11 protein-coding genes and 1 pseudogene are annotated in these 12814 nt (G+C 62.0%); 8 read left to right on the top strand and 4 right to left on the bottom strand.

The window, feature by feature from the left end; translation table 11 throughout:
* The first annotated feature begins 41 nt into the window (after positions 1 to 41).
* Positions 42 to 920: an SDR family oxidoreductase gene (locus RR42_RS25185; RefSeq protein ID WP_043353977.1), complete on the top strand. Its 879-nt coding sequence runs from the start codon at positions 42 to 44 to the stop codon at positions 918 to 920.
* 226 nt (positions 921 to 1146) lie between these two features.
* Here RR42_RS25185 and RR42_RS25180 read toward each other — a convergent pair whose 3' ends face one another.
* The 3 genes from RR42_RS25180 to RR42_RS25170 all read right to left on the bottom strand — a co-directional run bounded on the left by RR42_RS25180 (position 1147) and on the right by RR42_RS25170 (position 3977).
* Positions 1147 to 2016, bottom strand: coding sequence for an AraC family transcriptional regulator (locus RR42_RS25180; RefSeq protein ID WP_043353975.1), 870 nt, complete (start codon positions 2014 to 2016; stop codon positions 1147 to 1149).
* Positions 2017 to 2473: 457 nt separating this feature from the next.
* A complete protein-coding gene (locus RR42_RS25175; protein ID WP_043353973.1) occupies positions 2474 to 3397 on the bottom strand; it encodes a 3-keto-5-aminohexanoate cleavage protein in 924 nt (307 codons plus the stop codon).
* A gap of 208 nt (positions 3398 to 3605) precedes the next feature.
* Positions 3606 to 3977, bottom strand: coding sequence for a tautomerase family protein (locus tag RR42_RS25170; RefSeq protein ID WP_043353971.1), 372 nt, complete (start codon positions 3975 to 3977; stop codon positions 3606 to 3608).
* 409 nt (positions 3978 to 4386) lie between these two features.
* Here RR42_RS25170 and RR42_RS25165 point away from each other — a divergent pair.
* The 6 genes and pseudogenes from RR42_RS25165 to RR42_RS25140 form a co-directional block, all read left to right on the top strand.
* Positions 4387 to 4999, top strand: a pseudogene (locus tag RR42_RS25165) (IS3 family transposase); the annotation flags it as partial.
* A gap of 654 nt (positions 5000 to 5653) precedes the next feature.
* Entirely contained in the window at positions 5654 to 6088 is a 435-nt protein-coding gene (locus RR42_RS25160) for a YybH family protein (protein WP_052494955.1), read from the top strand.
* Between the two features lie 27 nt (positions 6089 to 6115).
* Entirely contained in the window at positions 6116 to 6778 is a 663-nt protein-coding gene (locus RR42_RS25155) for a DUF2889 domain-containing protein (protein ID WP_052494954.1), read from the top strand.
* Positions 6779 to 7006: 228 nt separating this feature from the next.
* The gene (locus RR42_RS25150; protein ID WP_043353970.1) at positions 7007 to 8407 is read left to right on the top strand and encodes an MmgE/PrpD family protein; all 1401 of its coding nucleotides are present in this window, start codon (positions 7007 to 7009) and stop codon (positions 8405 to 8407) included.
* Positions 8404 to 9408, top strand: coding sequence for a Bug family tripartite tricarboxylate transporter substrate binding protein (locus tag RR42_RS25145; RefSeq protein ID WP_236702187.1), 1005 nt, complete (start codon positions 8404 to 8406; stop codon positions 9406 to 9408). Before RR42_RS25150 ends, RR42_RS25145 begins: the two co-directional genes overlap by 4 nt.
* Positions 9409 to 9414: 6 nt before the next feature.
* Entirely contained in the window at positions 9415 to 10848 is a 1434-nt protein-coding gene (locus RR42_RS25140) for an MmgE/PrpD family protein (protein WP_043353966.1), read from the top strand.
* Between the two features lie 161 nt (positions 10849 to 11009).
* Here the strand turns inward: RR42_RS25140 and RR42_RS25135 are convergent, their stop codons facing one another.
* Positions 11010 to 11984 carry a LysR family transcriptional regulator gene (locus RR42_RS25135; protein ID WP_052494953.1) on the bottom strand — a complete coding sequence of 325 codons (975 nt, stop codon included), beginning with the start codon at positions 11982 to 11984 and terminating at the stop codon, positions 11010 to 11012.
* 580 nt (positions 11985 to 12564) lie between these two features.
* Between RR42_RS25135 and RR42_RS41225 the strand changes: the two genes are divergently transcribed.
* Complete coding sequence (locus RR42_RS41225) at positions 12565 to 12702, top strand: hypothetical protein (RefSeq protein WP_236702186.1); 138 nt, start codon at positions 12565 to 12567, stop codon at positions 12700 to 12702.
* Positions 12703 to 12814: the final 112 nt, after the last annotated feature.

Below are 12814 nucleotides of genomic sequence, written 5' to 3'. Positions count from 1 at the left end.
TTGGAACGAACGTTCCGTGATACATCCTAAAGGTACTGACATTGCTCTCGAAGCCTAATATCAAAAAACCGCGGATCGCCATCGCGGGCGCAACAGGACGCGTTGGCGCTACATTGACGGCGTTGCTCGCCGCTGACCCGATCGACCTGGTCGCACTAACGCGCCAACCCAGCACAGCGCGACTGCCCGAAGGGGTGGTAACACTCAAGGCCGACTTCAAACGCGCGGACACGCTTGAGGAGACCCTGCGCGGCGTCGACCGGCTCTTCATCGCGCATGGCACCTCCCTCGAACAGGTCGCCAACGAAATCGCGTTGATCGATGCAGCAGTTGCATCAGGCGTTCGGCACATCGTCAAACTGTCCGCCCTCGGTCCCGCGACCCGACTTCTTCCCATCGCTTGGCACATGCAGATCGAAGCGCATCTGGCGCAGCAGCCAATCGCATCTACCGTCTTGCGCCCTGGCACTTTCAGCCACGTGCTCAAGCGCCTGGGGCCACACGTCGCCGCCGGTTCCTGGGCCGGCGCAGCAGGTAATGGGCGTGTGAACTTCATCGATACCCGCGACGTTGCTGAAGTAGCCCGCATTGCATTGCTCGAGGAGATCGAGCCGGCGTCGCAACGTGCGTACCACCTGTCTGGCCCGCGTGCGTGGACCATGAACCAGGTGGCAGAGGAGTTGGCGCGCCTACTTGGACATCCGGTTACTTACGTCGACCGTTCGCCTGCTGAGCAGAGAGAGGCGCTGCTCGGCGCCGGACTTTCTCCGCTCGTAGCCGATCTTTTGGTTGGACTCGACCAAATGTTCCGCGAGTCTGTGATCGCCGAAACGACGTCGACGGTCGAGGAACTGACCGGAAAGGCCCCACGTTCGTTGACCGAATGGTTGACCGACAACCTGGACGTATTTCGAGCGTGAGCTCTCCATCGGTTGGTGTCCCAGGAAGTGAGGTAAGTCTTGTGCCACTCGCTGCGCGGCAAAGCGCGTAGGGCTTAGCCCGAAGCAGCTTGCCGCGCAGCGACCACTTCGCTCGGGGTGGCCATCGTGAAGTCTGGATTCGTTTGATGTGCGATCCACCGAACTTTGTCCTTGAAGGAAATCACGATGACCAACGCCACTATGGCACCCGGGGCCGCGTAACGCATTAGCGCGTCGCAGCCCTGCGGAAATCGGACGGCGTGACGCCGGTCGCCTTCTTGAATGCGGTGCTGAAGTGCTGAGCGTGGCTGAAGCCGCAATCCAGCGCGACTTCGGTTGCGGTGCGACGAGGATCCAGGAGGAACTCTTTGGCACGCTCGAGACGCAGACCGTACACAAAGCGCAAGGGCGTCTGCCCGGCACTTTCGCGAAAAGCCCGCATGAAATGCCGGGGACTGACACCGGCGACTTGCGCCAGGCCCTTGATCGTGAACGGCCTCGACAAGTCGGCCTCGATGTAGTCGATAACGCGCCGCAAGCTGCCAGGTGCGAGGCCACCGCACTGGCGAATGGTGGCTGGCTGGCTGCCGTCGACCCGCGCCAGTAGGGCGAGTGCTTGCATTGCCCAGCCCTCGGCGAACAACCCGTAAAGGCTGTCTGCATTGCGCGCCTCACGGCATAGGACTGAAAGGCCACGTTGCAGATCTTCGTTGCCAAAGGCAATCAGCGGCCGATTGAAGTGGCAGCCGGCGTCGGAGGCAACGATCGGGTCGAGGAAGACCACCGTGTAGTCGAAGTTCGGGGCTACGTCGAACTCGCCTTCGACTGAAATCGAGGCCGGGAACAGAGCAAGGTTTGTTCCTTGTTTTATTCCCGAGTGGATGCGGCGGCCGTCGAGTTCCAGATGCAACTCTTTGAGGCCGTTCCGAAACCAGAACAGCGCGAGCCGCGGTTGACGAAAACGCCAGGAGATGGGCCCGGTCGCCCGGCGCGCGAGGACTTCAACATGTGTGGTGCGCGAGTCAACAATGGTGCCGGATACGAGTTCGCCCCCTACCTCGCGGTATTCATCTTGTGAGTCTAGGTGACCATGCATTGCTTACCTCCGCTTCGACCTTGCTTCCGGCCTCATTGTGCGCGCGGCCCCTTGGCCTCGCAAGCGAATCAGTCGCGGGTGAAGACCCCTTATGGGGAGGGGGTCGCTGACGCATCCCATCCAGCATCGCACTTGCTGCCCAAGACGATAGTCCGCGCCCCTCGATGTGCCGCACGCTAAAGCAGGAAATCCCGGCCCATCGGCAGGCGATCGAAGTGCGGTCAGCGCAGCCGAGGTAGGTCGCCGAGATGCGTTGCTCAACGAGGCCGCGGCGCAATGGCATCAAGCACGGTAAATCCGCGACTCAGGCCTGGCCGATGGCGTCCCAACATCCCGGTGAAAGGCACTGCTGACCGATTGCGGCGTCGGCCGCACCGGGCGCGCGTGATCTCGGCGCGCGGCCCCATGGGCCTGGCCACGCGGTTTGCCTGGGCAAAAACGTCGACCCTGTTCCTTCTCAGAACCCGACTTTCCCAATGCCCTTCAATTGCAAGATGTCTCGGGCTTCGTTCGGGCTGGCGATTTCGAGTCCAAGCCCCTCGATAATCTGCCGCACCTGCCGCACCTGCGCTGCATTGCTCTCGGCGAGCGTGCCCCGCCCAAGCCACAGGCTGTCTTCCAATCCGACGCGCACATTGCCGCCCATACTGGCAGACATTGCTGCAAGGCGAAGCTGATCCTTGCCTGCCCCCAGCACCGACCAGCGATAGTCATTGCCGAACAGTCGGTCGGCCGTCCGCTTCATGTGCAACACGTCTTCAGGATGCGTGCCGATACCGCCCAGGATGCCGAACACAGTCTGGACAAAGAACGGCGCCTTGACCAGCCCGCGCTCGACGAAGTGCGCCAAGTTGTAGAGGTGGCTCACGTCGTAGCACTCGAATTCGAAGCGCGTGTCATTGGCAGCACATTGCGCCAGGGCGTATTCAATATCCTTAAAGGTGTTGCGGAAAATCAGGTCACGACTGGCTTCCAGCGCTTCGCGCTCCCATGCATGTTTGAACTCCTTGAAACGCGCGAGCATCGGGAACAGCGCGAAGTTCATGGAGCCCATGTTGAGTGAAGCCACCTCGGGCGCAAAGCGCATTGACGGCTGAATGCGCTCCTCGATCGTCATGTAGGGCGAGCCGCCACTGGTGATATTCAACACGGCGTCGGTGCGTGCCTTGATTTGCGGCAAGAATCGGCCGAATGCATCGGGGCTCTGGTCCGGCTTGCCCGTGACAGGATCGCGTGCATGAAGGTGAATGATCGCGGCGCCCGCTTCGGCCGCGCCGACCGAGGCTTCGGTGATCTCTTCCGGTGTGACCGGTAGATACCGTGACATTGAGGGCGTATGAATCGCACCGGTGACAGCGCATGTGATGATGACTTTACTCATAATATGAATCCGGAAGTCCGCATCCGGTGGCCTGAATCTGCGATTACCGGCTTAGGGCGGGTTGACTTCATTGACTTGTCTCTTTTTATCTTCAGTTTGAGGTTCGGCATGCGGCGCAGACACACATTCCGGGCCGAGACCTCACGGCCAACGACCGCCCGTGCATAGACAAGGTCGCTCCCGTTGGTCCGTGCAGGCTGACCCACCCTCACACGCGAGGGGCTTCGGGCAGGCGTTCACCGCCGCGCACGACGTACTTGGCGGGATACAGTGTGACGAGAACCTCGACTTCGTCCTCCGTTGCCCCGGTGCACGCGCTCCAGATCGTGCTCACCTTTTTGGCCAGCGATAGCACGGCGCCGTCGCTGCGCCCATCACGTATGTGGCAGAAGATCAGCGTTTCGGAAGTGGGCTCTCCCGAACGGTAGGTATTCTCGGGCGTGGATTCATGGAATACGACGCTAATCAAGTCGAGCGGCGAGAGGATGATCTCCCTGATCGCGCTCGTGAACTCGCTGGCGATCTTGGCCTTGACGCCAGCTTCGATTCCGACCTTGCATTCGCAAACAATGACGGGCATGTTGTGTCTCCGTGAAGATAGGGCTGTTGAGGCTTCAGTCTCTCGGAACGTCGCCGCGGGCGATTGCATCGGGGTGCCACCACTTGCTTGGCAGTGCCATGACATCGCGTCGTGCCACCGGTCCAGGCCGAGTTCGTTATCGGTGGGCCGGTGCCCGCCAGTGCGACGTAGGTAGTGCCCCACCCGCTAGGCGCCCGGGCGCTGCAGGAGCCGCTGACGGCAGCATTGGCACAACGCCGACAGCCTGTCCGAGGGTACCCCGCTTCGTCGGACAGTCTTACATCTGAATTTTATGTCGATAGTTGGGTTCCTTTTGATGGCGTCGTTCGAGTTGTCCGCAGGCGGGCGGCGAGTCGCCTTTGTCGACCACGACGCCGCCCGGCGGTGGGCAACTCACTGGCGACGGCGTCGCAACGTGAAGGGCTTTGGCTGGAACCACAAGCGCGTGTATCGCATCTACCGCCAGTTGGAGCTGAACTTGCGCATCAAGCCCCGCAGACGACTGGTACGCGAGCAGCCGAAGCCTTTGGCAGTGCCACAGTCGTTGAATGAAAGCTGGTCCATGGACTTCATGCACGACCAACTGGCCGACGGCCGCAGCATCCGGCTGTTCAACGTTATCGACGATTTCAACCGTGAGTGGCTGTGTATCGACGTGGACTTCTCGCTGCCATCACCGTGGGTGATCCGTTGCCTGGATCAGATCATCGAGTGGCGGGGTAAGCCGCAGGCGATCCGATGCGACAACGGCCCGGAATACGTCAGCGAAGCGCTGAAGGACTGGGCCGGCAAGCGAGGAGTCAAGCTGCAGTTCATCCTGCCAGGCAAGCCGCAGCAGAATGCTCACATCGAGCGGTACAACCGCGACCGTCAGGTATGACTGGCTGGCGCACTACCTGTTCGACACCGTTGCCGAGGTTCAGGACTACGCTACCAGATGGTTGTGGTCTTACAATCACGAGCGCCCGAATATGGCGCTCGACGGCATTACCCCGAAACAACGATTGGCCATCATGGCCTAGCCTCTACTTCCAACGACCGCTAGAAATGGGGGGGAATACCGTGTGGCCGAAGTGGCCTACGAGCCGGCGGCACGCCTTGCTAAGGATCGTGTCCAGTTCGGCAAGCCGATCGGATCGTTCCGTGCAAGTACTGGGCTTTGGCAATTTCGGCTACCTCACCCCGATACGACGCCTCATCCGCTTCCTGTTCGTCAGGCCAGCGCTTTGCCTCGGACTTCCTTCAAACTCCCAGTCGCCCGGGAAACCCTTGTCTCAGGCTGACACTTCCCCTTGCCGGGCGTGTAAGGGACTTGCACCCTCAAGTCAGTGGGCCCTGACGGGGGCACCGAAAAGAAGAGCCCCGCGGCGAGCCGCGGGGCATAAGCTCGCTGAGGCGAGCATGGAGACAACGGCTACCGCATTCTGGCGTGTACGCGTTCACTATGCTGTATCGCAGGAAGATTACCAATCGCTCTGTGCGAACTCTCCCGTACTTTGAAAGATCCAGGCAAGCTCCCACTGTGCAGCCGCGCCGTGGCATTCCAAGGTACGGAACTCCCGGACTTCTCGGTTGAGCTGGCGGGCGTCGTCGCCGTAGCATTGCCGGCAATGGCACAGGGAAGGCATGGCCGGGAACACCCGGGCTGGGCCTGGCTATGACATGACAAGGCAACCATGACTGAACACCACGCCACAAGCACGAACGCCGCACGCGCGCAGGCCATACTGCAAGATGTCAAGCGCCGCTGGAATACTGCCGCACTGACATGGAACGCCGACGCGCTGACCGCGCTGTACGCACCCGAAGCCCTGTTCTTCGGGGGCCGCCCGGGCCACGCCGTGGGCCACGCGGCGATCCTGGGGTACTTTGCCTCGTACACCGGGACGCTGCGCTCGGCATCGATGTCCCTGGCCGACCAGACCCTGGTCGAGCTCGGCGAGGACACGCTGCTGGCGCAGGGGCATGCAAACTTCCGCTTCGTGCTCACAGACGGGCGCGAAACCGACTCGACACTGCGGACGACTTGGGTGCTGGTCAAGCGCCTAGGCGTGTGGCAGATTCTGCAGCACCACTTTTCCCCGACACCGGAGGCACCGCCTATCCAATAGCCGGAGCCCCCTCATCGAGAAGACCCGATGCACGAAGACCACGCGCCCGCCGACCATTCCGCGCCAACGTTTGCCAACGAATTGCCGCCACCGGCACCACGACGCCACCTGCATACCCGCGCTGTCATCATGCAAGGCTTTCGCCGTGATGACGGCTTATGGGATATCGAAGGTGAGATGAAGGACAGCAAGACCGCGCCCTGGCCCAGCTGGGAAAGCGGTGAGCAACCGCCCGACGTGCCAATACACCACATGCGGGTCCGCATCACGCTGGACGACACTTATACCGTCCGGGCCATCGCAGCGGCACTGCCTTCCACTCCTTTTCCCGAATGCACCGGGGGCATTCCGCCGCTGCAAGGCCTGGTTGGCGCGAGCATCGCGCGCGGCTGGCGCAAGGCGCTGGAAGCCACATTGGGTGGCACCAGAGGCTGCACGCATCTGCGCGAACTGCTGATGAATTTCGGTACCGTGGCATACCAGACCGTGGGCGGAGAAACGCGGCGCCAGGAATGGGAGGCCCTGCCCGAACCGCGCATCAGACCTCCGATGGCGACGTCGCCCAAGCCGCATTGGGGCAAGTGCCTCGGCTGGCGCCTTGACGGCGAAGTGATAAGGCGGTGGGCCCCGGACTTCTACCAGCCCCCCGGCAACGCTTCGGCAGGCACCAGTCCAACCGCTTCGGACTAACCACCGCACTTCATTATTGCCGGCCCGCCCCCAGGAGGCTGCGACTCCTGGAGCTCCGGCCCATTCCATTGGCGCATGGCGGCATTGTTCTTTGTACGGAACATGGCAGGGCCACCGCTTGACGGTTCCTGGCGGCGGCCTCGAAACTCGTTTGCGCCAACGCCTCACTGGATCTGTGTGACGACGACGAGCTTGCGCCCCGCCTGACGGCCACTACGAAGGAGAAGCATGCAGCCACACGCAACTGACGATTTCCCCATCGAGCGCCGCGTTGCCACGCATCTTGCTGCGACGGCCTGGGACGATCTGCCGGCGCCATCGCGTGAGAGTGCGTTGCGTGCCATCCTGTGGTGGCTGGCGACAGGACTGGAGGGCGTCACCGAAGCGAACCATGCAACGCTGCTGCGCTATGTTGAACAACTGGCGGGGCCAGCCGAAGCCGCGATACTGGGCACCAGCCAGCGCACGACTGCCGAACTCGCAGGCCTGGTCAATGGCCGAGCTGGCAAGGCCTGGGAGCACGAGGACAAGTATTGGGTTGACGAGACCATCGGCTTTGCCGTCGGTTGTTGCGTTGTGCCCGCGGCCATTGCAGCGGCCGAGGCGCGAGGCGCCGTAAGTGGCCCTGCCCTGGCGACGGCGGTCGCCCTGGCCATCGACCTGGAGATTCGGCTGCTGCGGCCCCTTGGCCTGGGTTTTGTGCCCGGCCAGGCCGTAGCCAACGCGACATTTACGCTGGGCACCTACGGCGCCGCGGTGGCAGCGGCCAAGATCTTCAGTCTAAATGCCGATGGCTTCCTCGACGCACTCGGACTTGCGCATTGCCAGGCCTGCGGCAACTTCCAGGGGCAGGTTGAAGGACGCGGGGTGGCAACTCAGGCCGGCATCGCCGTGCGCAATGGCATTGCGGCGGCCCGGATGGCCGCGGTCGGCATGCCTGGCCCCAGAGGATCGCTGACCGGCCGCTGCGGCCTCTATGCAATGCATTTTCCGCGTTGCACGGTTGCAGCCGATGAAATCGTCCATCGCCTGGGCGAAGATTTTCTCAACGTCCATCTGGGATTCAAGGGATATCCCTGCGGCGTGGTGGCGCACCCCGTCATCGACGCCGTGCTGGAGACTCGTGCCTCGCTGAACGGTCGCCCGGTTCAGTCGATCGACGTCTTCGGAGCAACCAGCCTGGCCATCATGGCCAGCCCCATCGACCGTAAGCGCGCACCCGCCAGCGTCATCGAAGCCCAGTTCAGCATTCCATGGGCGGCCGCGTGCGCAATCCGCGATGGTCACTTTTCCATCAGTCACTACGACGACGCAGCCCAGCGCGACCCGGAGTTGCGGCATCTGGCAGGACTGGTCAATGTACACATGCGAGACGAGGCAAATGGAACCGTGGTGACGCTCACGCTCTCCGACGGCACAGTCCTCGAATCCCCGGTGATCACGGGATCGAGAGGCAACCCGAAGAATCCGCTACCGACTACGGAAATCGAAGACATCCTCTACCGGGCAGCGGAGCGGCTCGGCATAAGAAGTGCCTCGGCCAGGCGCGCGGTTGCGCTATTGCGCGAGATCGAGTCGCTCAAAGATTGCCGCGACCTCATGACCCTGCTGGGCGATCGAGTGGCTTGACCGCCTCGCCCTATCTTGCGGAGACATTCTTCATGTACCGACTCATCAACCAAATCGCGTGTGGCACGCTTCTGCTGACCGGAACCGCTGCCGCCATAGCGCAGGAGCACTATCCCAATCGCCCGATCCGAATCGTCGTGAACTCTGCTCCGGGCGCGCTGCTGGACATCACCACGCGGGCCGTGGCACAGCAAATGGCAGAGAACCTGGGGCAGCCCCTTGTCATCGACAATCGTCCCGGCGCGGACGGCCAGATCGGCATTCGGGCCACGAAGGCCGCACCGGCCGACGGATACACGCTGCTGGCCAGCGCCAACACCGTTGCGCAACTGCCGGCGATGAAGAAGGACCCTGGCTACGCGCTAAAGGACTTCGTCGGCATTGGCATGATGAACGAAGCACCGCTACTGATGGTCACCTCGCCGAGCTTGCCATATCGCAGCGTGGCTGATCTGACAGCCGCGGCCCAGGCCAGGCCTGGCAAGCTCTCATACGCGTCAGGCGGCAGCGGCACCACCACTCACGTGGCTGCCGCGATTCTTATGCACCAGGCAAACCTGGATTTCGTACACGTGCCGTACAAGGGTATCGCCTCGGCCATGAGCGACGTTATCGCAGGCCGCGTCGATTTTGCATTCGATGGCGGCAATTCCTCGGGTCCGCAAGTCAAGGACGGCCGGTTGCGCGCCCTGGGCGTGACATCCGCCAAGCGTTCCCCGGCATTCCCCGATATCCCCACGCTGGCCGAACAAGGACTCGCCGGGTATAGCTACACCGTGTACCTTGGCCTGCTCGCCCCTGCCGGCACACCGAAAGAGGTCGTACAGCGCCTCAGCCAGGCGTTGCTAGCCTCCCTGGCAAGTGCCCCGGTGAGAGAGCGTTTCCGCCGCGATGGCGCAGAGCCCGGCACGATGACGCCGGAAGCCTTCACCCGCTTCCTTCAGCAGGATCTGCAACGCACGATGAAGATCGTCGCCGACCTCGAACTGGCAAAGGAGTGAACGCCCATGGGCAAGACCATTATCGAACGCCTGGCAGAGTTCTCGGCGAAAGCCGATATCGCGCGGCTGCCGGCGAATGTCATTGAAGAATGCAAGCGCGACATACTCGACTCCATCGGCTGCGCGCTGGCGGGCATGGAACATCCGAAGGGGCGCATCGGCATTGAGGCCGGCCGGCGGCTCGGTGGCACCGGAGGCAGCGCGACAATCATCGGCACCGGTGACAAGTCCACCCCTCACGGCGCGGCATTTGCCAACGGCGAGATGATCAACGCCCTGGACGCGGACTCCGTGCTGCTGCCTGGCCACGTGAGCCCCTATGTGCTGCCCGGAGCCTTCGCGTCCGCTGAGGTGCACCAGCGCTCGGGAAGTGACCTGATCGCTGCCGTCGCCGTATCCCACGAAATCTCCTGCCGGTTGGGAGCCGCCATGAGCGGCTATCGCGACACCAAGGACGGTACGGCTGCGCATACGTCGGTCGTCGGCTACAGCAGCACGGTGTTCGGCGCGACGGCGTCGGCCGCGAAGCTCAAGGGGCTTGCCGTGGACCGACTGGCGAATGCACTGGGCATCGCCGCCGCCACGGCGCCCGTCAACTCGCAGCGTGCCTGGTTCATGCACACGCCGACAGCGACCATCAAGTACCAGATGGCCGGCGCGTTGACCAATGCTGCCCTGTCGGCGGCCGACATGGGCGATCTCGGCCACCGCGGTGACCTGCAGATGCTCGATGACGAGGAATTCGGCTATCCGCGCTTTATCGGCACCGCGCGCTGGTCACCCGAGCTTCTCACCACGGGCCTCGGCGAGGAATGGCGTTTCCCCGCCTTCCAGATGTTCAAGCCTTATCCGCACTGCCGCGTCATGCACGCACCCCTGGATATCCTGATCGATCTCGTGGCGCAGCACAACATACGTGTCGAGGAAATCGAGGGCATCACTTCCTACGGAGAGGGCTGGGCCTACGAGCTACCTTGCTTCACGAACCACGAGATTACTGAACTGCATGACGCGCAGTTCTGCTTCGCGCATGGCCTGGCTGTCGCTGCTCACCGCATCCCACCCGGCAGACAATGGCAGGACCCGTCCGTCGTTTTCGACCCGTCGGTCATGACCTTGATGCACCGGGTAAAACTGGAAACACACCCGACCTACTTCCAGTCCATTTCCGCAGACATCACCAGCCGCCCGTCACGCGTCGAGATTCGTGCACGTGGCCAGACGTTCGCTGCCGAGAAGCATTTCCCCAAGGGCACCCCTTCCGCCGACCCGCAGACCTACATGACCACGGAGGAACTGGTTTGCAAGTTCCGCACCTTCGTCGATGGTCTTCTTCCAGTCGCGACCATCGACAAGGTCCTGGACAGCGTGCTGCACCTCGAGCAGGTCGATGACTTTGGCAAGCTCATGCGCCTGCTGGCGCGGCAGCAGGAAAAGTAGAGCGCCAACCCTTCCACGCGTCGTGCCGGATTCTCTCCCAAAGCAGCACGCTGCCCACGTGTTTTGGTCGGCGCCACGCGCGCGACGGCCAGTGTCTCCTTCAATGGCCCGCTTCATGCTCAGAGAGGCGCACTGATTCAGGGGCCGCTTCGGCAGCGCCTTTATCCCGTTGCACGTCGCTTCTTCATGTTTCGCCGCCTATTCTCCAAAGCCGATTTTTCGGCCTCCAGGAGGCCTCTCTTTTCAATCAGAAAGTCCATGACGACGCGAACCTTCAGGGGCATCTGAGCGCGCGAGGGAACATAGAGGTAGAACCCCGCAAAAGGCTTGCACCAAGGCTGAAGGACGCGCATCAATGAACCGTCCGCTATCAGGTGGCGCACCGCAATATCCACATGTTGGACGAGTCCGGCGCCTTGAAGGGCCATGCGAATCATGCTGTCGTCATCATTGGTGATCAAGGACCCCTGAGGCACCACAACGAACGCATGGCCATTCGGCTCCGGGGAACTGAACTCCCACCGAAAGATGGCTCCGCTCGATGTGTGTCGGTAAGCCACGCAGTCATGCTTGGCCAGATCAGCGGGAGACTCAGGCACACCGCGGCGCTTGAAGTAGTCAGGCGACGCAACGACGGCCATCTCCAACGACGGCGAAATCGGGACAGCCACGACATGTTGCGCCAGGCTTTCTCCCATGCGGATGCCTGCGTCACATCCATCCGCCACAATGTTGGAAAACCCGTCATCCAGCAAGATTTCCAGCTTCAACTGGGGATAGCGCGCCAGGAATTCCGCAAGATGCGGTTCAATCAGGTTCCGGGATGCAATCCTCGACGTGTTGATTCGCAACAGACCCGATGGGGACGTATTGGCTTCGCCTACGCTGCGCACGGCTTGCTCAATGGTCCCGAATGCCGGACGGATCTGGTCGAACAGGCGCTGCCCTTCCTCTGTCAACGACATGTCGCGCGTCGTGCGGTAAATGAGCTTGACATTCAGTTGCCGCTCCAGGGTCTTAAGACTCTGCGACAGCGCCGCCCGCGTGATCCCCATCTCCGCTGCAGCCTTTGTGAAACTACCGTGCTGTGCGATGAGAGAGAACCAAGCGAGCGAGGGTATTTTGGACGGATCCATCTTGCCTCATTGTTAAGCCAGATTTACATGTGCAGTAGATGCCAATGGCTTGCTGGTTGTCAATACGCTTCCTACCATTCGAACTCAAGCGACAGGCTCGGGCCATGCCCCAGGGTGAATTAGGTGCCCCATATGCCACCGCAGGTCTGAACTCGCCCGTGCTTTCGCCTTGGTAGGAAGCGTCGTAGGCAATGGCGACGAAGCCATTATCTGCCAGCTTCCTGGCGTAGAGGCAGGTGGTCTGCTCCTTCACGCCGCCTCCCGGATGCCGCCTGACGAGATGCTGCGCGCCATCGACGACGAATGGTTCGCGCCTCAATCCGGGCGTTGATGCTCTTTCAGGGCTTCGGCACTTGCGCCATCGGCGTAAGACATCGGCGTAAGACATCAGATTTGAAGATCAAGCATGACATCATCTAACGACTTCCTGTTCCAAACATTTTCATTCGCCAACGGCATCACACTGCGCAATCGCGTGGTGATGGCGCCGATGACCACCTGGTCCTAGAACGCCGACGAAAGCATCTCCGACCAAGAGCTGGCCTGGTACCGCGCTCGCGCAAAAGGTGTGGGTCTCGTCTTGACAGGCTGCACCCACGTGCAGGCCGGCGGCATCGGCTTCACCAAGGAATTCGCGGCCTACGACGACCGATTCATTCCCAGCCTGATCCCGAACGGCGAACTGATCAGCGCCAGCGCCATGGCCGCGTTCCCTTGATGGCGGCCGGTGAAGTCCGTACGCCACGAGAGGCTCGCGAAGCGCTGGCCCTGGTGACGCCGCGAGAGGCCCCTGCCGCCCCATTCCGGATCCCTACTTTCGGATCGGCGCA

The sequence above is a fragment of the Cupriavidus basilensis genome, from assembly GCF_000832305.1.
Lineage (GTDB): Bacteria > Pseudomonadota > Gammaproteobacteria > Burkholderiales > Burkholderiaceae > Cupriavidus > Cupriavidus basilensis_F.
The sequence above is the reverse complement of the archived record's forward strand: the minus strand, read 5'-3'. Positions and strand labels throughout refer to the sequence as shown.